20 protein-coding genes, 1 tRNA gene and 1 riboswitch are annotated in these 21,242 nt (G+C 70.8%); of the genes, 8 read left to right on the top strand and 13 right to left on the bottom strand.

All coding sequences use genetic code 11. The features are described 5' to 3' along the window. Nucleotides 1–43: 43 nt before the first annotated feature. Both B4N89_RS13645 and B4N89_RS13650 read right to left on the bottom strand, forming a co-directional pair. Nucleotides 44–280, bottom strand: a complete 237-nt coding sequence (locus B4N89_RS13645) for a helix-turn-helix domain-containing protein (RefSeq protein WP_078976111.1) — start codon at nt 278–280, stop codon at nt 44–46. After that, nucleotides 277–501 carry a helix-turn-helix domain-containing protein gene (locus B4N89_RS13650; protein ID WP_143657950.1) on the bottom strand — a complete coding sequence of 75 codons (225 nt, stop codon included), beginning with the start codon at nt 499–501 and terminating at the stop codon, nt 277–279. Before B4N89_RS13650 ends, B4N89_RS13645 begins: the two co-directional genes overlap by 4 nt. A gap of 232 nt (nt 502–733) precedes the next feature. On the opposite strand from B4N89_RS13650, the gene B4N89_RS13655 reads away from it, so the two are divergent. From B4N89_RS13655 to B4N89_RS13660, 3 genes are all read left to right on the top strand, one after another. Then, nucleotides 734–1,207, top strand: coding sequence for a helix-turn-helix domain-containing protein (locus tag B4N89_RS13655; protein WP_078976113.1), 474 nt, complete (start codon nt 734–736; stop codon nt 1,205–1,207). Between the two features lie 2 nt (nt 1,208–1,209). Then, entirely contained in the window at nt 1,210–1,524 is a 315-nt protein-coding gene (locus tag B4N89_RS48970; protein WP_143657951.1) for a hypothetical protein, read from the top strand. Between the two features lie 130 nt (nt 1,525–1,654). Next, the gene (locus B4N89_RS13660; protein ID WP_078979349.1) at nt 1,655–2,881 is read left to right on the top strand and encodes a tyrosine-type recombinase/integrase; all 1,227 of its coding nucleotides are present in this window, start codon (nt 1,655–1,657) and stop codon (nt 2,879–2,881) included. A gap of 73 nt (nt 2,882–2,954) precedes the next feature. On the opposite strand, the gene B4N89_RS13665 is transcribed toward B4N89_RS13660, so the two are convergent. Both B4N89_RS13665 and B4N89_RS13670 read right to left on the bottom strand, forming a co-directional pair. Next, a tRNA-Lys gene (locus tag B4N89_RS13665) sits at nt 2,955–3,027 on the bottom strand. 159 nt (nt 3,028–3,186) lie between these two features. Next, nucleotides 3,187–4,170 (bottom strand): alpha/beta fold hydrolase, encoded by a 984-nt coding sequence (locus tag B4N89_RS13670; RefSeq protein ID WP_078976114.1) that lies wholly within the window; start codon nt 4,168–4,170, stop codon nt 3,187–3,189. Between the two features lie 95 nt (nt 4,171–4,265). Here B4N89_RS13670 and B4N89_RS13675 point away from each other — a divergent pair, with 95 nt between their 5' ends. After that, nucleotides 4,266–4,949, top strand: coding sequence for a TetR/AcrR family transcriptional regulator (locus tag B4N89_RS13675; RefSeq protein WP_143657952.1), 684 nt, complete (start codon nt 4,266–4,268; stop codon nt 4,947–4,949). A gap of 118 nt (nt 4,950–5,067) precedes the next feature. On the opposite strand, the gene B4N89_RS13680 is transcribed toward B4N89_RS13675, so the two are convergent. The 3 genes from B4N89_RS13680 to B4N89_RS13690 all read right to left on the bottom strand — a co-directional run bounded on the left by B4N89_RS13680 (nt 5,068) and on the right by B4N89_RS13690 (nt 8,419). Further along, complete coding sequence (locus B4N89_RS13680) at nt 5,068–5,940, bottom strand: DUF72 domain-containing protein (protein ID WP_078976116.1); 873 nt, start codon at nt 5,938–5,940, stop codon at nt 5,068–5,070. A 219-nt stretch (nt 5,941–6,159) separates the two neighbouring features. Continuing rightward, the gene (locus B4N89_RS13685) at nt 6,160–7,254 is read right to left on the bottom strand and encodes an NlpC/P60 family protein (RefSeq protein ID WP_143657953.1); all 1,095 of its coding nucleotides are present in this window, start codon (nt 7,252–7,254) and stop codon (nt 6,160–6,162) included. Between the two features lie 8 nt (nt 7,255–7,262). Further along, nucleotides 7,263–7,400, bottom strand: a riboswitch (cyclic di-AMP (ydaO/yuaA leader). Nucleotides 7,401–7,957: 557 nt separating this feature from the next. Continuing rightward, nucleotides 7,958–8,419 carry a winged helix-turn-helix transcriptional regulator gene (locus B4N89_RS13690; protein WP_078976118.1) on the bottom strand — a complete coding sequence of 154 codons (462 nt, stop codon included), beginning with the start codon at nt 8,417–8,419 and terminating at the stop codon, nt 7,958–7,960. A 205-nt stretch (nt 8,420–8,624) separates the two neighbouring features. Between B4N89_RS13690 and B4N89_RS13695 the strand changes: the two genes are divergently transcribed. Then, nucleotides 8,625–9,989 (top strand): MFS transporter, encoded by a 1,365-nt coding sequence (locus tag B4N89_RS13695; RefSeq protein WP_101897083.1) that lies wholly within the window; start codon nt 8,625–8,627, stop codon nt 9,987–9,989. Nucleotides 9,990–10,065: 76 nt separating this feature from the next. Here B4N89_RS13695 and B4N89_RS13700 read toward each other — a convergent pair whose 3' ends face one another. Further along, a complete protein-coding gene (locus B4N89_RS13700; protein ID WP_235618607.1) occupies nt 10,066–11,751 on the bottom strand; it encodes an MFS transporter in 1,686 nt (561 codons plus the stop codon). 238 nt (nt 11,752–11,989) lie between these two features. Here B4N89_RS13700 and B4N89_RS13705 point away from each other — a divergent pair, with 238 nt between their 5' ends. Next, nucleotides 11,990–12,496 carry a MarR family winged helix-turn-helix transcriptional regulator gene (locus B4N89_RS13705; RefSeq protein ID WP_078976121.1) on the top strand — a complete coding sequence of 169 codons (507 nt, stop codon included), beginning with the start codon at nt 11,990–11,992 and terminating at the stop codon, nt 12,494–12,496. Between the two features lie 43 nt (nt 12,497–12,539). On the opposite strand, the gene B4N89_RS13710 is transcribed toward B4N89_RS13705, so the two are convergent. Continuing rightward, nucleotides 12,540–13,943: an MFS transporter gene (locus tag B4N89_RS13710; RefSeq protein ID WP_078976122.1), complete on the bottom strand. Its 1,404-nt coding sequence runs from the start codon at nt 13,941–13,943 to the stop codon at nt 12,540–12,542. A gap of 156 nt (nt 13,944–14,099) precedes the next feature. Between B4N89_RS13710 and B4N89_RS13715 the strand changes: the two genes are divergently transcribed. Continuing rightward, on the top strand, nt 14,100–14,648 hold the full coding sequence (locus tag B4N89_RS13715) for a CGNR zinc finger domain-containing protein (RefSeq protein WP_078976123.1): 549 nt from the start codon (nt 14,100–14,102) through the stop codon (nt 14,646–14,648). Nucleotides 14,649–14,765: 117 nt separating this feature from the next. Here B4N89_RS13715 and B4N89_RS13720 read toward each other — a convergent pair whose 3' ends face one another. Beyond that, nucleotides 14,766–16,271, bottom strand: a complete 1,506-nt coding sequence (locus B4N89_RS13720; protein WP_268812504.1) for an MFS transporter — start codon at nt 16,269–16,271, stop codon at nt 14,766–14,768. Nucleotides 16,272–16,424: 153 nt separating this feature from the next. Beyond that, on the bottom strand, nt 16,425–16,802 hold the full coding sequence (locus B4N89_RS13725; RefSeq protein WP_078976124.1) for a nuclear transport factor 2 family protein: 378 nt from the start codon (nt 16,800–16,802) through the stop codon (nt 16,425–16,427). A 209-nt stretch (nt 16,803–17,011) separates the two neighbouring features. Between B4N89_RS13725 and B4N89_RS13730 the strand changes: the two genes are divergently transcribed. Continuing rightward, nucleotides 17,012–19,747 (top strand): ATP-binding protein, encoded by a 2,736-nt coding sequence (locus B4N89_RS13730; protein ID WP_078976125.1) that lies wholly within the window; start codon nt 17,012–17,014, stop codon nt 19,745–19,747. 13 nt (nt 19,748–19,760) lie between these two features. On the opposite strand, the gene B4N89_RS13735 is transcribed toward B4N89_RS13730, so the two are convergent. Both B4N89_RS13735 and B4N89_RS13740 read right to left on the bottom strand, forming a co-directional pair. Continuing rightward, nucleotides 19,761–20,531, bottom strand: coding sequence for a hypothetical protein (locus B4N89_RS13735; RefSeq protein ID WP_078976126.1), 771 nt, complete (start codon nt 20,529–20,531; stop codon nt 19,761–19,763). A gap of 130 nt (nt 20,532–20,661) precedes the next feature. Next, nucleotides 20,662–21,240 (bottom strand): TIGR03086 family metal-binding protein, encoded by a 579-nt coding sequence (locus B4N89_RS13740; protein WP_078976127.1) that lies wholly within the window; start codon nt 21,238–21,240, stop codon nt 20,662–20,664. Nucleotides 21,241–21,242: the final 2 nt, after the last annotated feature.

Raw genomic sequence — 21,242 nt, forward strand, 5'->3', positions numbered from 1 at the left:
GCCGTCCCAATCCGGGGCGGCCGTCGGCTGTTTCAAGCCGAAATCAGGCGGAGTCAAGGCCCGCCGACTGTTCGAGGTCGGTCCGCTCGGCGGACAGCAGGCTCGCGACGTAGTCGACCAGCGACGTGTACGGAATGAGCCGCCGGCCAGCGAGCATCGTGGAATCCAGGGCCTGTGACTTGATCAGGCCGTAGACGGCGGTCCGACCGATGCCGAGCAGTTCAGCGGCCTCTTCGACCGGGTGCAACAGTCGGTTCGGGATGACTGTCTGCCGGTTCATAGGGCGTCGCCGACCAGGTCGTCCAGGGTCAGGCCGTATGGCGCGCCGAGGCGGATCAGCGTCTTGAGCGACGGCACGGTGCGGCCGTTGAGCGTTCGACTGATGACGCCAGCGGATACGCCGGTGGTGCGGTGGATCGCCTGACCCGTGTGATCGCCCCGCGCGGCGGCAGCCGAGCGCAACCGGTCGGTTCGCACGCTGTAGCTGATCAGAGTCGGCATGTTCACCCCCATATGTAGAGCGGCCACCAGGCTGTTTGCGGCCGTGCAACTACCGTAGACCTCATCTAGCTTGCACGCAAGCAACTACGGCGATCCGACATGGGGGTGCGTCGAGCGAACATTTGTGCGAATGTGGTTCTACGCTGCACGGTTGGCCGGGAACCTACTGCCCGGCAGATTGCATGCGTGCAATGTCGATTTAGCTTGCGCGCATGCGGGCTAGCCTGCATGCATGCGGAGACACGACAGGGACGAAGCGCTAGTGGGCTTCGCTCGATGGGTATACGACCGAGCCGTTGAATGCGGCTACGACCTCGACAGTCCAAGGGGAGGCGGACGGAGCCAGCTGGCGGCAGACGCGGGGATGTCGGCGAGTGCCGTGGGGCGTCTGCTCAAGGCTGAGACCATGCCCGACCTCGACAGCATGATTGGTCTCGCGCGGGCGCTCGATGTCGACGTGCGGGAAATCCTGATTCGGTCCGGAAAGCTAACGGAAGAAGATCTTCCGCTAAATCCCAGACACCCAACTGGCACACGAGTATCGTCGGATGACCAAATTCTGACCCCCGAGGAGGCCGTCACCCGCGTAGGCGTAAAGGACGCGCGGGTGCGAGAAATGGCAGCTTGGATGCTCCGGAAACAGCTCAACGAGGAGTCCGTCCCAGGCGGCCAGGGCGACCTGCTGGGAGGCGACGCGGGAGGGTGATCGTGGGACGTATCGGGGTCGCTGCCGCATTGGCGGTAGCGGTGGGTGGATTCGGGCTCGTGATCGCGGGCGCGACCAACAACCAGCACACGATCGGGAGTCTCGGCGTGCTGGTCGGCATCACTGGACTGACGTGGCTGGCGCTGACCGTGATTCGGGGATGGATCATCGAGCAGCGGGACCGCGAGTACCGAGCCTATTCGGCCGGCTGGAAGTCAAGGGCGGCAGAAGAATTCGCTGCCGAATATATTCCATCGGAAAGAAAGGGCGCAGTTAAGCCCAGTTCGCCGAATCAAGCAAGGGACACTCGCCAGTAGCAGGCCGTTGTTACTGGAAAGATACCTACCTGGATCAGGGGGAGTAATGGCGCGTCAGTCCGGCCGATCCTCGAATGGGAGATCGAGTATCTACCTCGGCGAGGACGGCCGGTGGCACGGCTGGGTGACGATGGGCGTCAAGGACGACGGCAGCCCAGACCGGAGGCACCGAACAGGTAAGACCGAGACCATCGTGACGGACAAGGTTCGCGCGCTAGAGAAGCAGCGCGACGCTGGCCAGGTGACCAAGACCGGCAAGCCGCTGACCGTCGAAGCGTGGATGATCCTGTGGCTCACGACGATCGCCCCACGCTCCGTCGAGCAGTCGACCCTCGACAGCACGTACCGCCCGAAGGTCATGAACTGGATTGTGCCGCGACTGGGGCGGCATCGGCTCGACCGACTACAACCCGAGCACTTGGACGCGTTCTATCTCTGGCTCCGCAACGAGCAGGGGTTGTCCAAGAACACCATCGTGCAGATCCACCGCATCCTCTCGCGTGCCCTCAAGATGGCCGTGGTCCGCGGCAAGGTCGGCCGGAACGTAGCCACACTCGTTGAAGCCCCGTCGGGCGAAGAAGTCGAGATGGCGCCGCTTGCCCAAGAGGAGGCGCGGCGGGTGCTCCAGCTCGCCGATAGTCGCCGAAACGGCGCCCGGTGGTCCGTCGGCCTCGCCCTCGGCCTGCGGCAGTGCGAGACGCTTGGGATGCGGTGGGAGTACATCGACCTCGACGCGCGCAAGATGCACGTCTGGTGGCAGATCAAGCGCACCAGGTTCAGCCACGGGTGCACCGACCCGCGGACATGCGGTACTCGCTACCACCGCGCTGGGTGCGCAGCCGACTGCGCGAAGCACACAAAGTGCCCGCCGGCCTGCCCGCCGGAGTGCGTGGCCCATGCTCGCGAATGTCCGGACCGCAAGGGTGGCGGCTGGCACTTCGCGCGACGTAAGGGCAAGGGCAAGCGCGGTGGCAACCTGACCTTGACCCTCCCGCCCGCGCTCGTACAGCGACTACGAACGCATCGGGCTTCCCAGGCCCGCGAGCAGCTGGCCGCCGGTGACCGATGGACCGACATGGACTTGGTGTTCGCCGGCACCACCGGTCAGCCGATCGAGCCCCATGCCGACTGGGTCGAATGGCGAGACCTGTTGATCGAGGCCGGCATCGATCACGTGCGCGTGCACGATGGCCGGCACACCGCGGCCACGCTACTCGTCGAGCAAGGCGCGACCGCCGAGATCGTCCAGGAAGTACTCGGCCTCTCGTCGATCACGATTGCTCGCCGCTACATGCACATCTCGTCCACGCTCGCGGCCAAGGCAACGGATAGCGTCGGTACAGCCCTCTGGGGGTAACTGCAACCATCTCTGCAACCAGAAACGACCAGGGCATCCCTAGATGATCAAGGGATGCCCTGGTCGTTGAGGGTGGGCCGTCAGGGGATCGAACCCTGAACCCGCGGATTAAAAGTCCGCTGCTCTGCCAATTGAGCTAACGGCCCCGTCGGGCGTCCGGCGGTGATCCGCTTTTTGCCCACCGGCAGCGTACCGGTATCGGATCGAACATGCTGCGAGTATCCCCGGACACGCCGTGACCTGCGCGGATGTGGACACGGGCGTACGACGTAGACCACAACCGACACCATCCCGACAAAGCACCGCTAGGCCTTGCGGAGGCCCGCGACGGCGGTGACCTCTGCGGCTACGTCCGGCCACAGCGCGGCGGGTAGATCGTGGCCGACTCCGGGGTACGTCACCAGGCGTGCGCCGCGGATCGCCTCGGCGGTGGCATGTGCCGCGCGCACCTTGAGGATCGGGTCCTGTTCGCCGTGCAGCACGAGGGTCGGGTGGCGTAGTTCCGACAGTTCGGCACCGTGCCACCGGGCGCCGATCTGGCGGCTCTGCGCCTTCTTGTCGCGCGGCCCGCTGTCGACTTCGGCTTCGACCCATGCCCGGGCGGCCTCCTCGTCGAAGGGGTAGCCCGGGGACGCGACTCCGCGCCACACCGCGAGTGAGGCCTCGATGTCGCCCTCGCGGCCTTCGGGGAACCTGGTGCGGGCCAGCTTCGCCAGAAGCCCGAAGCGCAGATAGCGCAGCACGCCGAGTCCGCTCACGTCGCTGGGGAGCGCGGCCGACGACGTGACGCTGAGCACGCGGTCGGGGTGCCGCAGGCCGATCCGCTGGGCTATGAGCCCGCCCATCGAGTGCCCGAATATGTGCGCTTGCTCCCAACCGAGTTCGTCCATCACGGCGACGGCGTCGTCGGTCATGTCCTCCGAGGTGTACGCCTCGCCGGGTTTGCCGAAGAGCGCCTTGAACGGGTTGCCGGTCTTCGTGTCCGGCATCCGGGTGGACTCGCCCGCGTCGCGCTGGTCGTAGCGGACGACGTCGAATCCGGCCTCCGCGAACGCGTCGACCAGGCCGTCGGGCCACCAGAAGCGGGCGGTGGCGAGGCCCATCACGAGGAGCAGTGGTGCTCCCGAAGAGCCTTCGAGGCGGTCGTACGCGATGGTGACGTCGCCGTTGCGGGCATATCGCGTCGGCGTCCAGGAGCAGGTCACCGGCTGCGTCGGCACGGCTTCTCCGGTCCCGTCGGCGTGTGCGGGCGTGCCCGCCCGGGCGGATCCTCCGGTCGTGGCGGTCATGGCGCACTCCTCTCCGGCAACTGCGATCGTTGTTCGCAGTTACCGGGCACTACTCTACTGCATACATCGTTCGCAGAAAGAGGGAGGCGTGTGCCGTGGCCGCCGACAGCATCTGGCTCCGTCCGGAGCGAGCATCGCGGGGCCCGGCGCCCGGCTACGACCGCGACGCCCTGGCGGCGGCGGGTGTCGCCCTCGCCGACGCCCGGGGCCTCGCCGCCGCCACCATGCGGGCCGTCGCGGACGCCCTGGGCGCGGGTCCGGCCTCGCTGTACCGGTACATCGCCACGCGCGAGGAGCTGGTGGAACTCATGGTCGACCGCGCCCACGCCGAGATCCGGTACCCGGAGCGCACCGGCACGTGGCTCGACGACCTGCTCGCCCTGGCCCGGGAATCGCGCCGTGTCACCCTCGCCCATCCCTGGCTGCTCGACGCGACCGCGACCCGCACGCCGATGGGCCCGAGCACGGTCGCCTTCCTCGAACACGCCCTCGGCACTCTCGCCGACCTGGACGTTCCGACCCGCGACAAGCTGGAGGCCATCGCGGTGCTGAGCGCCGTGGTGTCGGCGCTCGCGCGCGCCGAGGTGGCCCAGTCCCTCGACGGCCGGACGATCCCCGAGTGGCAGCAGGCCCAGGCCGCCTACCTCGCCCACATCGCCGCCGAGGGCCGACACCCGCACCTGGCCGCCGCGTTCACCCACCAACCCCAGATCCCGGAATCGGTGGACGCCCTGTTCACCCGCATCGTGACCGGCGTCCTCACGGGCCTGCTGCGCTAGATCGTGTCCGGGGGGTATTCGCGCCCCTCACCGTGGTCGGCGCCGTTCACCCTCTCGCCGGGTCACCGGCAATGGTCGAATGGTTATCGTCCGTGGTCGGCGGCACGATCAGGGGTCCCTACCCGTCGAGCAGGTCGCGCATGGTTGTGGCTGCCTGGGCGGCTGCGTCGGCACAACAGTTGTTGAACAGCACGTGTACCCGGTCGACGGATTCGGCCAGCGTGCGCACCCGGGGCACCCACTCGGCCAGTTCCGCGCTCGTATACGTGTGGCGGAACCGTTCTTCCTTCGAGCCGCTTCCCCAGGCCGGGTTGCGGCCGTGGAAGCGAACCACCGCCGCCTCGGACGTGGTGGCCACGGCGACCGGCGGGATGGACGTGGGCAGCGACTGCGCCGTGTCGACCGCCACCGCGGCGACATCGAGGCGTTCGAGGAGAGCCGTCGTCTTGGCGCGGTGTTCGTCCTGCCACCAGAGCGGATGCCGAAACTCGACGGCGAGCGGCCATCCCCGGGCCCGCTCGACGCAGTCGTGGAGGAAGCGGGTGGCGGCCGGACCGGGCGCCAAGGACGGCGGGAACTGGAAGAGCAACGTGCCGAGACGTCCGGCTTCGCGCAACGGCAGCAGCGCCCCGCTGAACCGTTGCCAGACCTCGTCCGACAAACGATCGTCGACAGCACCCGGGCGCACCCGTGGCGGCAGCAGCGACCGCAGCTCCGCCGGCAACGAACCCGGTCTGGTGGGATGTCCGGTGAGCAGCGAGAACGCCTTGACGTCGAAGGTGAATCCCTCGGGCGTACGCTCCACCCACAGCAGACTGTTGCGGGTGCTGGGCAGGGCGTAGTAGGTCGCGTCCACCTCGACCACGGGGAACTGACGGGCGTAGTAACGAAGTCGGTGTTCCGCGTCGTCCCGGCATTCGGCCGGATACCAACCGCTGGAGACCAGGGCGGAGTCGGTCCACGAACAAGTGCCCACCGATATACGGTCCATGGTCCACACGCCTACCCCGGTTCCCGAAACCGACGGCACGGCACGGCAACCCGAGATACCGCGTGCTCCGAGGCACCGGCACCGGCAGCAACCCCGACCCCGGCCCCGATCCGCTCGACGCGTCTCGCCGCCGACCACGATCGGTCCGGGAGGTACGTGTTCGCCCCACTCGGACCGATCGTCGTGCCACAAGCACGTGTTCGCCGGCGGTCGCCGGGCCTAGCCGGGTCGGACGGCCGCGTAGAACGACATCGAGTCCAACGGGGCCTCGGTCACGTTCTTGCCGGGGCGCGGGGCGTGGATGATCTTGCCGTTGCCGATGAAGATGCCCACGTGTGAGTTGTCCGGGAAGAAGAACACCAGGTCGCCCGGCTTGAGCGCGTCCTTGGAGATCCGCGGGCCGTCGTTGACCTGGGTCCACGTGGTGCGGCTGAGCGAGACGTTGGCGGCGCGCCACGATGCCTGGGTCAGGCCCGAGCAGTCGTACGAGTCGGGGCCCACACCTCGCGGCGCGTACGGCTTGCCGATCTGGGCCCGCGCGAACGCGATCGCGGCCGCCGCCCGGCCGGACACCGGGACGTCCTTGCCCGTCGTCGGCGGTTGGTCCGTCTTGCCGCGCGAGCTGCGGTCGGTCTCGGTGCGCGAACCCTCGTCGTTCTTGTGGTCGTTCGAGTCGAGGACTTCCTTCTGCTGCTGCGCGGTGAGCGTGTTCAGCAGGCGCTGTGCCTCGGCGAGCTTGTTCTGGATCTCGCCCTTGTGCCGGTTCAGCTCGGTGCGCAGCTTCTCCAGTTCCGCGAGCTGCGAGGAGGCCTCGGTGCGGTCCTGCTGGAGGGCTCGGGCCTGCGCCGCGATCTGCTTCAGCTTCGCGGCCTGCTGGCCGTCGAGCTGGGACATCATCTGCGACTTCTGCAGGTAACCCTCGGGGTCGCCGCTGAGCGCGAGCGAGAGCGACGGCGGCAGACCACCGCTGCGGTACTGGTTGGCCGCCAGGACACCGATCTGGTCGCGCAGCGTGTTGAGCGCGGCCTGTTCCTCGGTGATCCGGGCCTGTGTCTGGTTCGCGGTGCCCTGCTGCTTGGTGATCTGCTCGTCGACGCCGTTGGCGGCTTCGGTGGCCTTGATCGCATCGCTGTGCAGCTGGTTGACGCGGTCCTTGGTCTGCTGGAACGACTGCGCGGGGTCCGCGCTCGCGGTGCCGGCGAAGGTCATCACACCGGTCATCGTCGCGGCGGCCGTGACGACGGTCGCGGCGGTACGCACGGCGGTGCGGGGCTTGGGCTTGCGGTGCTGCCCTGATCGACGCTGGGACGCCACTGGCGGCGGTCTCCTTCCTCGGCCGCCTACCGGGTTAGCTGACGGGTTCGGGCGGAAGAAGGCGCCCTACGGTGCCGAAGCACCGATTCACCCCAAGGGACTGCGAGGGTCCCCGGTTCCGGCTTGCGTCGCGACGACCGTGGTTGCCCACCGTCACCGAAACCCGTCACCGAATTCGGCGGAGGCGATCGTGTCGACCGGGTGGCCGACCTCGAGCCGATCGCCTATCGCAGAACGATAGTCACAGGGGTGTCACGACCCCCACTCCGGGTCTCTGCATTGCCAAACCTTTACCAAGAGTTCCGTTTCACTCGTCGTCGTATCACAGTAAAAGCACTCGGAATCCCGAAAGTCGATCTTGGACCCATTTGGCAGCGATTGATGGCAAGCATCCGGCGCTCGACCTCCACAAACGTGGCCGCGCCCGGGAAAATGGGCCGACCGCGGGGTTACCACCCGCGAGGCTCCGCTGTTTCGACCGGCTTGCCGGTACTTTTCGAACCGGACATTCGCCGGGACGCCGAACCGAGGCGAATACGCGTCGTCGAACAGGCGTGGGGGCAGACCCCCGAACCCGGTTTCGAAAATCGCCCCGCGGACGGTCGTCGGCCGCCGGGTCTCGACCTCCGAACGGTCACAACCCCGGCCGGCGACCGCCGCCGAACCGCCACCGGGATGAGCGCGACCGGCGCCGCGCCGACGACTACCCCGGCACCGACCGTCCCGCCGCCACCAGGTCGCCTTCCGCTCCCGTACGCGCGTCGTACTCCGCCCGCGCCTCGGCGATGCGTTCCTGATGTTCCTCGGTCCAGGTGACCAGCGAGCGGATCGTGGTGTGCAGCGTGGTCCCCATCGGGGTCAGCGCGTAGTCCACCCGAGGCGGCACGACCGGATAGACCGTGCGCCGGACCAGGCCGTCGCGTTCGAGCTGGCGCAGCGTCACGGTGAGCATGCGCTGGCTGATCCCGTCGATCTCCCGCCGCAGCTCGGTGAAGCGCAAGGTACGGCTCTCCAGGATCGCGATCACCAGAAGCGACCACTTGTCGGCGACCCGGTCGAGGATCTGCCGGACCTCGCACCCCTCGCGCACGTCCCATTGGAGGGCGTCGTAGTCCTCCTGGTTACCCGGGCAGGGGGTCGGTTCCTTCGAAGTGCCTTCTTCCATGGAAGTCGATGCTGCCGAAGGATGGGGTCGGTTACAAGAGGGAACCGGGTTCGTCCGAAGAACCAACCCCCCGGTGCCCCGACCTCACCGCGATCCCACCGCGATCCCACCCACCCGCCTCCCGAGGGGCTGCCGCATGTCCACATCCACGTCCGCGCCCGGCAACGCCACCGAATCCGCCCCCGGCAACGCCCCCGCCGTCCGCATGAGCCCCCGCGCCTGGGGCATGCTGCTCGTCCTCTGCGGCGCGATCTTCCTCGAAGGCATCGACGTCGCGATGCTCAATGTCGCGCTGCCCACCATCCGCGAGGACCTGGGGATGTCCACCGGAGGCGTGAGCTGGGTGATGAGCGCGTACGTGCTGGCCTACGCCGGCTTCATGCTCCTCGGCGGCCGCACCGCCGATCTGCTCGGCCGGCGGCGGACGTTCCTCGTCTGGCTGACCGTCTTCCTGGTCTTCTCCGGCCTGGGCGGATTCGCCACCGAGGGCTGGATGCTGATCGTGGCCCGCTTCGTGACCGGCGCCTCGGCGGCCTTCATGACGCCCGCCGGGCTGTCCATCATCACCACCGGTTTCCCGGAGGGGCCGCAGCGCAACCGGGCCCTGCTCTTCTACGCGGGCACCGCCGCGGGCGGCTTCTCGCTCGGCCTGGTGATCGGCGGACTGCTGACCGCGATCGACTGGCGGCTGGTGTTCTTCGTACCGGTCGCGCTCGCCGCGGTGATCCTGGCGGCGGCGTCGGCGCTGATCCCCCGGGACCGGCGGCCCGAGGCCGGCGGGGGCTTCGACCTCGTCGGCGCGATCAGCGTGACCGGCTCGATGTTGCTGCTGGTCTACGGCGTGGTCCGGCTCGAACACCCCGCCGACGGCCGGGGTTGGACGATCGCGGTCTTCGCGGGCGGGGTCGCCCTCCTGCTCGCCTTCGTGGCCGTCGAACGGCGCGCGGCGCATCCGCTGGTACGCCTCGGCATCCTGCGCTCGGGCGCGCTGATCCGGGCGAACCTGGGCGCGCTGTTGTTCGCGGGCTCGTTCTTCGGCTTCCAGTTCATCGCGGTCTTCTACCTGCAGGAGATCCGCGGCTGGTCGACCCTGGAGACCAGTTTCGCGCTGCTCGCGGTCGGGGCGGACGCGGTGCTCGCACCGACGCTGACACCGAGGCTGGTGGAGCGCTACGGGAACCTGCGGGTGATCCTCGGCGGGATGGTGACGGCCGCCGTGGCGTACGCGCTGTTCCTGTCGATCGACGGCGACACCTCCTACGTGGCGATGTTCCCGACGATGCTGCTGCTCGGACTGGCCTTCGCGTTGGCGTACGGCCCGCTCACCATCGCCGCGACCGACGGCATCGACGAGGACGAGCAGGGCCTGGCCGGCGGACTCCTGTACACCGCCTTCCAGTTCGGCGCGGCGCTGGGCCTGTCGACGGTCACCGCGGTCCTGGCCGGTGCGGGCGGCTCCGAGCTGGACGGCTTTCGAACCGCGCTGATCGTGCCGCTGGTGGGGGTGGTGCTGGGCGCCACGGTGACCGCGTTCGGACTGCGCGGGCGGCGGGCGAGGGCGGCGGCCTAGCCGAGTCGCCATCACCGACGAAGCCGCTCGCCCATCGGCGAGCGGCTTCGTCGCGGTGTCCCGGTCGGATCGGGGTTCAGGCCCCGGCCGAGCCCGCCCCCGGACCGGTACCGGCGGCCACCGTCGCGGCGGATGCCTGCGCCGGCACCCGGCCCGACGCGGTTCCCGGTCCCGACGCCCGAACCGCCGTACCCCCGTGCGGCTTCGCCCGCCGAACCCCGATCGTCAGCACGGTGATCACGGCGGCCGCGAACATGCCCACCCCCGCGATCGTCATGCAGACGTGCATCGCGTCCGCGAAGCTGTCGCCGATCGCGCCGAGCGCCTTACCCGTGGGCTCGGGAGCCAGGCCCAGATGGCCGGCCGCCGACAGGCCCTCGTCCGACACGGCCGCGCGTACGTGTTCGCGGTCGGCGTCGGCCAGTCCGGAGTCGGCCAGGTGACCCGGCAGGACCGCGGTGATCCGGCTGGTCAGTACCGCGCCCAGGACGGCCGGGCCGAGCGCGCCGCCGAGTTGGCGCAGCGTGTTGTTGCCCGCGCTCGCCATGCCGGCCAGGTGGTGCGGGACGCTGCTCACCGCGATCGAGGTGATCGGCGTCATGACGAAGGCGAAGCCGATGCCGATCACCATCAACGGGGCGATCAGCGCGGCGAATCCGGTGTCCGTGTCCAGCGTGTTCAGGGACAGCATGCCGACCCCGGTGAGCACCAGACCGCCGGTCAGCAGCAGCCCCGGGGCGATCCGCCCGACCAGCCGGCCGACGATCGGGCCGAACACCACGCCGAGACCGTTCACGAGCAGGAAGCGGTAGGCGATGTCGAGGGCGCTCAGGTGCTGGACGTTGCCGAAGAACAGGCTGAGCGAGAAGACGATCCCGACCAGGCCGAACATGGTCAGCATGATCACCACGCCGGCGCCGCTGAAGGCCCGCGAGGAGAACAGGTCCAGCGACAACATCGGTGCCGCCGAACGGCGCTCGACCCACACGAACGCCACCAGGCCCAGCACCGCGAGCGCGAACGCGGCCAGGACCGGACCGTGCGTCCAGCCGCTGGTGCCGCCCTCGATCACGCCGTAGATCAGGCCGGAGATCGCCACGATCGCGGTGAGCTGACCCGGGACGTCGATCGCCCGGCCGTGCGCCGAGCGCGAGTCCTCCAGGAGCACTACCGCGATGACCGCGCCGATCAGGCAGACCAGCACGGTCGGCGCGAAGATCCAGCGCCAGGAGGCGTGTTCCAGGATCGTCCCGCTCAGCAGCGGGCCCAGGGACATGCCCAGGCCCAGCGACGCGGCCCACGCGGATATCGCCTTGGCCCGGGTCCGGAAGTCGGGGTAGGCGTGGCTGATCAGCGCCAGGCTGGACGTGAGCAGGGCCGCGCCGCCCGCGCCGGAGAGGGCCTGGCCCACCCAGACCTGGGCCACGCTGTGTGCGGTCAGGTTGATGGCGGCGCCGACGGCGAGCAGGGCGAGGCCGGCCAGGAACGCCTTCTTGCGCCCGTACAGGTCGCCGATCAGGCCGAAGGTCAGGATCAGTGCCGCCATGGGCAGGATGAAGAAGTCGCTGATCCACTGGAGATCGCTCGTGGACGCGTCGAGCCCGCGCTGGATGGTCGGCAGGGACACCGCGACCCCGCCGATGGGCACGTACGAGGCGAAGACCCCGAGACAGGCGAGCACCACGGTGAGCGCCGGCCGGGCCACGGCCCGGGTCGGCGGCGGGCTCGTTGCGGACGGGGTGGACTGCGAGGTCGTGGACATGGTGAGACAGCCTTCCGAGTAATCGAAGGCTGTCAAGTTATCAGAAGACTGAGAACTTATATGCATACTTAAAACATGCATACCCTCTGCGAACATGCGCGTCGTCTGGGAACATGCACCTCACCTGCGAACGTGTACGTCGACGTGGCCCTGCCCGGGGACGAACGTGCCCTACGGTGACCGGTGAGGCACCCACGGGGTGCGGACCCCGGCCGTACGAAGAAGGGAAAGACGTGTGATGCCCGCCCACCGGGAAGTCGCCGCCGCCGCGTGGAGCGAGCAGCTGCCCCATCTGCTCTGGCGCGCCCAGCAGTCGGTACAGCGACTGCTCAACGAACGCCTGGAAGGCATCGGCGTCTCGATCAACCAACTGGGCCTGGCCGGACGGCTCGACGAGAACGGCGCGTTGTCCGCCGCCGACCTCGCCCGCGCGCACCACATCACCCCCCAGAGCGTGACCACCGCGATGCTGGCGCTGGAACGTGTCGGCTGGATCGTCCGCCGCCCCCACCCGGTACACAAGCGGGTGGTCCTCTTGGAGCTGACCGAACTCGGCAGCGCGGGCGTCGCCGAGGGCCGCCGCGTGGTCAAGGACGTCGACGGCATGATCAGCCGGACGATCGGCCCCGAGGCGGCCGAGGTGTTCGCGGAGAACCTGCGGATGCTCAGCGCGATCATCGACGGCCCGGACGTCCCCGCGGGCCGGATGTGGCCGGAACCGCCGCACCGAGGAGGGGCCGGGTGACGCAGGGCCGCCACGTACCACCGCGGCTCACCCGGGGACCCGCCTAGCGTGTCCTCGACTCCTTCGTCGGCGTTTCCTCCGACCCGGTCTCCCCTGCCCCCGTCTCCTCCGCCTCGGGCTCGGGCTCGCGGAATGCGGGGGCCAGACGGGCGTCGGTGACCACTCGCAGGTACGGCGGGATCGTCGCGGCGGCGGCCACGGCGAAGGCCAGGAACGCCGCCCGGACGCCGAACCCCTGGGCGAGCACGCCGATCAGGCCCGCGCCGACGGGGATCGCGCCCCATCCGAGCAGACGGGCGGCCCCGCTGTAGCGGCCCATCATGTGCTCGGGGACCAGGTTCTGCGCGATCAACCGGGCGTTGACCGACCACAGCGTGCCGCCCAACCCGCCGACGAACGCCGCGCCGGCGATCGCCCACATCCCGGTGGTCACCGCCGGCACCGCCATCATCACGACCGTCGCGATCAGGTCGGCCAGCATCACCCGCCGGTGGCCCAGCAGCCGGTTCAGCCAACCCACGAGCACCGCCCCGAGCAGCCCGCCGACGCCGAGCGCGCTCAGTACGACCCCGTACTCCCGGGCGGACATGTGCATCGTGTCGTGCGCGACCAGCGGCATCAGCGCCAGCCACGCGCCCCAACTCGCGAACAGCACGGTGAGGATCAGCGTCATCGTGCGCAGGAGGCGATGCCCCCAGAGATAACGCAGCCCCTCGGCGATCTGCGCATTGACCGTGGCGGGCGCATCGGCCGCATCGGCCGCATCCGGCCCGCCGGACCCACCCTCGCCCTCACCCTCCACCCCCGCCCGCCCAACCGCCCGAAACCGCCCGGTGAGCAGCAGCAGCAACAGACTCGCGGCAAGGTACGCCACCCACGTCGCCCCCAACGCCAGCCCGGTGCCCGCCGCCAGCAGCAATCCGCCGACGAACGGTCCGGCGAACTCGTTCGCGGCCGTCTCCGCCCCGGTGATCAGTGCGTTGGCCCGCTCCCGATCGGCCCTCGGGACGATCACCGGGACCAACGCCGCGGTCGAGGTGAGCGCGATCACCTCGGCCACGCCGAGCACGAGCCCGCCGAGCCCCAGCACGACGATGCCGGCCTCGCCGGCCGGCACGATCGCGAGCAACCCCCCGATCGCAAGCAGCCGCAACCCGCCGGCCAGCCACAACAATCCGCGCCGGTCGACCCGATCCACCAGCACGCCCACGTGCAACGCGACCAGCAACCACGGCAGCGACAGGGCCAGCGACACCAGCGTGACCAGCGCCGGCGAATCGGTGGCTCGGGCGGCCAGTACCGGCAACACGATCTTGGTGATGCCGTCGGCCAGGTTGGTGACCACGGTGAAGGCCAACAGGACGGCGGTGTTTCGCGCCCGAGGACCGCCCTCGCGTGGTGCGGCGGATTCGACGACCCGCTCGGTCCGCACATCCCGCAAGGCCATCGCCCACCCCTAACCACCAAAGCCGTTTACTGGTTGACCCGACTCCCGTGGATCCTGGCACCGATCCGCACGGAGCGTCAACCGGTAAAAGCGTTAGCCGGTTAGTCGCAGTAGAGTGGGACCCGGCGGCCGAATCGACCCAAGACGGAGGCGCCGATGCCCGAGGCACCCGCCACGGCCCTGCTCGTCCAGGCGTTCGTGAACACGATCGACGTCGAACTCGGCACCGACGACGTGGACACACCCGTCCGCCTCGGCGCATGGCTGGCCGATCAGGGGCTGCTCGATCCCGACGTCCCGATCGGCCCCGCCGAGTACGCCGCCGCGCTCGCACTGCGGGCCGGACTGCGCGAACGGCTGGGCGTACCGGTCGGGGATCCGCCCGACCCGGACCTGCTCCGACGCGCCGACGAGGTGACCCGCGCCCTGCCCCTGGTCGTCGAACTGGGCCACGACGAACACCCCGCCGCCCTCGTACCGAGCCCTGAACTTCCGCCCTTCCAGCGGGCGTTGGCCGAGCTGACCATCGCCTGGAACACCCTGGTCGGCAGCGGCGAGGCGACCCGCCTCAAACGCTGCCTGGAGCACGGCTGCCGCTGGGTCTTCTGGGACGTCTCGAAAAACCGCAGCCGCCGCTGGTGCTCGATGCGCGTATGCGGAAACCGCACCAAGGCCCGCCGCTACGCGGCCCGACACGCCGAATAGAACAACCCGCGACACCGAACACAGCGGCGGCGGGACCCATCGGGCCCCGCCGCCGCTCGCCACCCACCCGAAGCCTCAGACCGAGGACCTCACACCAACGACCTCATACCAACGACCTCACGCCGGCACCTCCACCCTGCCCACCGACACCCCCGCCTCCGCCGGCTCCGCCGCCGCGCCCACCGCAACCGAGCCCGCTCGCCGCCCCGGCAGCAACTGCACCAGCGCCGCGACCACCGCGCAGAAGGCCGTCAGCAGCCAGAGCCCGTTCACGAACGCGTCCCCGAAGGTGCCCGTCGTCGGCGCGTCGCCCAGCGTGTCGTAGAAGACGATGCCCACCAGCGCCACCCCCAGCGCCCCGCCCACCTGCTGCGCCGTGGACAGCAGGCCTGCCGCCGAACCGGCGTGCCGGGCCCCGATGCCGGCCAGCACCGTCGCCGCCATCGGGCCCATCACCAGCCCCATCCCGAACCCGGTCAGCGCGAGCCCCGGGATCAGCCACAACGTCTCGTGCGTGTTCGACACCGTCTCCACAAGCACCACCTGCCCCGCGCCCTGCACCAGCGCACCGAGGGCCAGCACCTGCCGACCCAGGCCGGCGGCGATCCGCCCCGAGACCGCCGAGGACAGGAAGTACCCGACCCCGAGCGCGATGAACAGCAGCCCCGAGTCCAGCGCCGACATCCCGTGACCCAGTTGCAGGTACAGCGCCAGGATCAGGAAGAACGCCGCGTTCACCAGGCCGTACACCAGCGCCGTCGTGATGCCCACCGAGAACGGCCGCTCCCGGAACAGCGCCGGATCCACCAGCGGCGCGCCACCGTTGCCGGCGAGCCGGCGCTGGTACAGCGTGAACGCGCCGAGCAGCAGCGGGGCGACGCCGAGCGACAGCCACGTCCACAGCGGCCAGCCCTGCTCCCGGCCCTGGACCAGCGGCAACACCACGGCGACCAGGCCGAGCGTGACCAGTACGGTGCCGACCGGGTCGAGCCGGGTGCCACCCTCGCCGCGCGTCTCCGGAATCACCCTCGGGACCAGCACCAGCGCGACCAGCCCGACCGGGACGTTGATCCAGTAGATGCTGCGCCAGTCGAGCCCGAGCACATCGGCCTGGATCAGCGCGCCCCCGATCAACTGGCCGAACACCCCCGCGAAGCCCATCGCCAGCCCGTACGCGGTGAACGCCTTGACCCGCTGCTCGCCGACGTAGAGCACATTGACGATGCCGAGCACCTGCGGCATCAGCAGCGCCGCCGCCGCACCCTGGACCACCCGGGCCGCGATCAGCATCTCCGCGTTCCCGGCCAACCCGCAGCCCGCCGACGCGACGGTGAACAGCGCCAAACCGATCGCGAACATCCGCCGTCTGCCGTAGATGTCCCCCAATCGACCGGCGGTGATCAGCCCGGCGGCGACCGCGAGGCCGAAGCCCGCGACCACCCACTGGGTCGCGGCCGGCGTGGCATGCAGGTCCTCCTGCGTGGCCGGGATCGCGACGTTGACGATGAAGAAGTCCAGCGTGGTGATGAAGATCCCGGCGAGCAGGACCAGCAGCGCGCCCCACGACTGCCGGGGCGTCGAAGTCGCGGCGTCGGGAGCGATGGCCGTCGTGGTGGCGGACATGGTGATTCCTTCCCAGGGGAGAGCGCCCGGCCGGCCCGAACGGACCGACCCGGATGGCGTCGGGAACGCGAAAAAACGTGAAGAAGAAGGAAGAGCAGACGAAACCCGCGGGGCCGAGCTACCGTCGCCCGGCCCCGAGTCCGGCGCGGCGAATCACAACCCCGCCGGCACCTTGTCCAGGAAGCCGTTGACCCGCCCGATCCGGCCGTCCTCGGCGATCTGGATCACGTCGAAGCCGACCACGATGGCCTCCGCGCCCGCCGGGCCGAGGTTCCACGTGAAACGCGCCAGGTCGTGGTGTCCGTCGACGGCGCCGCCCAGGGTGAAGACCAGGCCCGGGAACTGGCTCTGGACCGCGCCGAGCGTGGCGTCGATCGCGTCGTGTCCGAAGGCCGCCACCAGCGGGTCGACGTACCCGGCGTCCTCGGTGTACAGCCCCTCGACCAGCTTGCGCCGGGCGGCCGGGTCGCTCTCGTTCCACACGGCGATGTAGCGCTCGGCCAGGGCGGTGTAGTCGATGTTCGTGGTCATGGCGACCGTCCTTCGTGGGGTGTTCCGGGCTTCCGGCGGTTCCGGCGAGCTCCGTTGCCCATGAACCTACGGAGCCCCGAACCGACGGGAATCGGTCGCGCATAGGTACTTTGGCGCGCAGGAGTCGGTAGGTCCGTACCGGTATCGACACCACACACCCGGACGGACGGGCCGGCCACGGAGCGGGCGGACATGGGGGGCGCATCGGCATGCTGTACGGACGAGACGCCGAGCTGGGCACGATCAAGGAGTTGCTCGCGGCGGCCGAGGAGGGCCGCAGCGGCGTGCTCGTGCTCCGCGGCGAGCCCGGGATCGGCAAGACCGCCCTCCTCGATCGGGTGGTCGCCGACACCGACCTGCGGGTGATCCGCGGCACCGGCGTCGAATACGAGGCCGAACTCCCCTACGCCGGGCTCAGCCTGCTGCTCCGCCCCGCGCTCGGCGGCCTCGACCGGCTCCCCGACCCCCAGCGCCAGGCCCTCGAAGCCGCCTTCGGCCTGGCGGTCGGCGAGCGCTCGGAGCCGATGTTCGTCGGCCTCGCGGTGTTGTCCCTGCTCTCCGAGTACGCCGGCGACGGACCGCTCCTGTGCGTCGTCGACGACGCGCAATGGCTGGACCGCGCCTCCGCCGACGCGCTGGTGTTCGCCGCCCGGCGGCTGTACGCGGAGGGCGTCGCGCTGATCCTCGCCGCGCGCGACGACCGCGACGCCTTCCCGGTCCCCGGCCTGCCCGAACTGCACCTGTCCCCGCTGCCACCCGAGCAGGCCGGCGCGCTCCTGGACGCGCACACGGAGGATCTGAATCCCGCCGCCCGCCACCGGGTGCTCGCCGAGGCCCGGGGCAACCCGCTCGCGCTGCTCGAACTGCCCGTGTCACTGGCCGGCGAACGGGCCGGGGACACCCTGCGGCCGGGGGCGCTGCCGCTGACCAGCCGGCTGCAGATCGCCTTCCACGGCCGGGTCACCCGGCTCGACGAGCGCACCGGGATGTTGCTGCTGCTCGCCGCGTGCGACGACTCCGGCGACCTGGGCGTACTGCTGCGCGCGGGCGCCGCGTTCGGCGCGGGCGCGGCCGATCTGGCCGGCGCCGAGGAGGCGTCGCTGATCGTCGTCGACGACGACCGGCTGCGCTTTCGGCATCCGCTGATCCGCGCCGCCGTACAGCAGCGCGCGCCGATCGACCGGCGCCTGGCCGCGCACCGCGCGCTGGCCGCCGCGTTCGACGCACCCGACCACGCGGACCGGCGCGCGTGGCATCTGGCCGCCGCCGCGACCGGCGTGGACGAGGCGGCGGCCACCGCCCTGGAGAGCACCGGCGAGCGGGCCCGCGAGCGCAGCGGCCACCTCGCCGCCGCGCTCGCCTACGAGCGGGCCGCCCGACTGACCGAGGACGTCGAGGCGCGCACCCGGCGGCTGACCCTGGCCGCCGAGGCCGCCGCCGAGGCGGGCGAATCGGACCGGGCCCGCACGTTCGCCGAACGGGCCCTGACCGGCGCCGCGGACGACGCCGTGCGGGCCCGACTGCTGCACGTCCACGCGCTGGCCGACTTCTGGCAGGGGGCGTTCCCCAGCGCACACGAGCTGCTGCGCCGGGGCGCCGCCCTCGCCGCCGGGTCCGACCCCGAGCGCGCGGCCCGGATGTTGCTCCAGTCCGTGCACACCGCGTGGTACCTGGGCGAGGGACAACTGCGGGAGAGCATCGACGAGTTGGCCGCACTGACCCTGCCCCCGACCGCCCCGGTGACGCCGGTCGCCGCGTTCGTGACCGCCGCCTTCCCGGCCGACGAGCACACCACCGAGCGCCCGGTGCTCGGCGACCTGGTCCGAGTCGCCCACGACTTCGGCGGCGACGAACAGGGCGCCCTCCTGCTCGCCTGCGGCGTCGGACTCACCCTGGGGCAGGACGTCGACGCACACGACCTCGCGACGGTGCTCGCCGCCGACAGCCGGCGACACGGCGGCATCGGTCGGCTGCCGACGATCCTGTTCTTCCGGGCCGAGACGGAGATCTTCGAGAGTCGGCACACCGACGCGCTGGCCACCGCGACCGAGGCCCTGCGGATCGCGCAGGACACCGGACAGCGGCAGTGGATCAGCCAGTTCGAAAGCGTGCTGGCCTACCTCGCGGGCGTCGCCGGCGACGAGGAGGCGGCACACCGGCACGCCGACGCGGCGCTGACCGGCGGCGTCGGCAGCGCGATGGCCGCCGGCGCACCCTGGTCGGCTTGGGCACTGGGCCTGCTCGACCTGGGCCTGGGCCGCCCCGACGCGGCGCTCAACCGGCTGGAGCAGCTCACCCGCGAACCGATGCGCCATCACATCTGCGCGACCCGCTCCGTCCCCGACCTCGTCGAGGCCGCGGTGCGCGCCGGCGACCCCGACCGGGCCCGCGAGCCGCTGGACCGCTTCGAGCGATGGGCGCACCGGGCCGGCCGGCCGTGGGCCGACGCCCTGGTACTGCGCTGCCGCGCGCTGCTCGCCGGCGACGACGCGGCGGAGCAGTCCTGGCTCGCCGCGCTGGCCAGGCACGAGGGCGAGCGCCGGCCGCTGGAGCGGGCCCGGACCGCGCTGCTGTACGGGGAGTGGTTGCGCCGCATGCGCCGCAAGACCGAAGCACGCGACCGCCTGCGTACCGCCCTGGCCGAGTTCGACCGGCTCGACGCCCGCTCCTGGGCCGATCGGGCCCGGACCGAACTGGGCGCGATCGGCGGCAGTGCCGCCCCGCGCGGCCCCCAACCCGCCGGCGTCCTGGCCCTGCTCACCCCGCAGGAGCTACAGATCACCCGCCTCGCCGCCCAGGGCCTGTCCAACCGCGACATCGCCGCCCAGCTGTTCCTGAGCCCGCGCACGGTCGGACACCACCTGTACAAGGCCTATCCCAAGCTCGGCATCGTCTCCCGCACCGAGCTGACCGCGATCCCGGAGCTGACCACCACGACCGGCTGAACCGGCCGGGGCCTCAACTCCCCGCCCGCATCCGACCCGACCATCCCGCGGCCACCTCGCGCAGCGCCGGATGCTCGGCCCCGCCGGCGGCGCCGATGTGCTCGTACACCCCGCGCAGCACCTCCGCGCCGCCGGCCGCCCACAACTCCTCGGCGGCCCGGGTCAACCGGAAGTGGAACCACGCGAAGTTGACCGCGCCGTGCTCGAACGAGCGCTCCATGTCCGCGAGTTCACGCAGCGGGGCGGCCTCGACCGGCAGGTCGTCCACGGTCGAGGTGAAGGCCCGCAGGACCGGCAGCAGATCCGGCTCGACCTCGTGCGCGTAGCCCACCATGGCCAGATTCGCGTGCAGCTCGGCGATCCACATCCCGGGATACGCCGGCCAGACCTGGTCCTGGAACAGGTGGGTCAACTCGTGCACCGCCACCAGGTCGAAGTACGGCCGCAGCGCGAGGGGTTCCCCGTACACCTCGCGCAGCCGCCCGACCGTGCCGGCGCCCAGGTGCGGCCGCAGGCCCGCGTACAGCTCCGCCCCGAACCAGCCGTCGTCGGCGGCCACCCGCAGGTGGTCCCCGCTCCCCTGCGGCGTGCCGTACAGCGGCACCGTCGCCACCGCGTCCCAGTCGTCCGCGTCCGCCACCGACAGCCGCACCCGCGCCGCGAACCCGAGTCGGTCGGCCAACCACGCCGCGGCCCGGTCGACCCGCCCGGCGACGAACGCGGTCCGCCGCTCCGCCCCCGGGCTGTGCCGGACCGTACTCGCGAAGCCGTCGAGTGTCGCCATCGTTGCCACGCATACCTCCGGAGGGGATCGGCGGCCACCATAGGCACAGCCGATCCGCTCCCGCGCGGATTTGCCGACCCGCGACGGTCCTGCCCGGTCGTCGACGACGCGATCGAGCCGCCGGCCCGGGTCAGGGAGTCCAGCGCGGGTCCCGCCCCGAGGCGGCCAGTGCCCGCTCGAACGCGGTCGCGTCCGCGAAGCCCGGCACCTCCTCGGCGAAACCGGCGTACTCGCGGTACATCTGCGCGTAGTTCGCCACCACGGCCTCGATCCCCTCGCCCAGCTCGGTCGATGCCCGGTAGTCCTGCCCCGTCGCCCGGGCCACGTCCCAGCCGTGCAGGACCAGCTCCGCGAGCAACATCGCGGCGATCTCCGGCGCGGGCATCGTGCCGCCCCCGCCGAAGGCGATCTCGCCCTCCCACACCGCCGGATCGGCCCAGGCCGCCACGCCTCGCCCCAGCTGCGCGGCATACGCGTCGGCCCAGTCCGGCTCGGCGACGAAATCGCGCGCGATCAGGTCCTCGGACAACTCCCGGCGCAGCGCCCGGTGCTCCAGGCCGTGCGAGGTGAACACCACCCAGTGGTTGATCAGCGCGCGCAGGTCGTAGTCGGTACACGGCGTCGGTCCGGCGGCGGGCGCGGGGGCGACACCGTGGGCGATCCGGTCGGCTTCGGCGGCTGCTTCGACGAACAGGTGGTGAATATTCATGG

The sequence above is a fragment of the Embleya scabrispora genome, assembly GCF_002024165.1.
In the GTDB taxonomy this organism is placed as follows: domain Bacteria; phylum Actinomycetota; class Actinomycetes; order Streptomycetales; family Streptomycetaceae; genus Embleya; species Embleya scabrispora_A.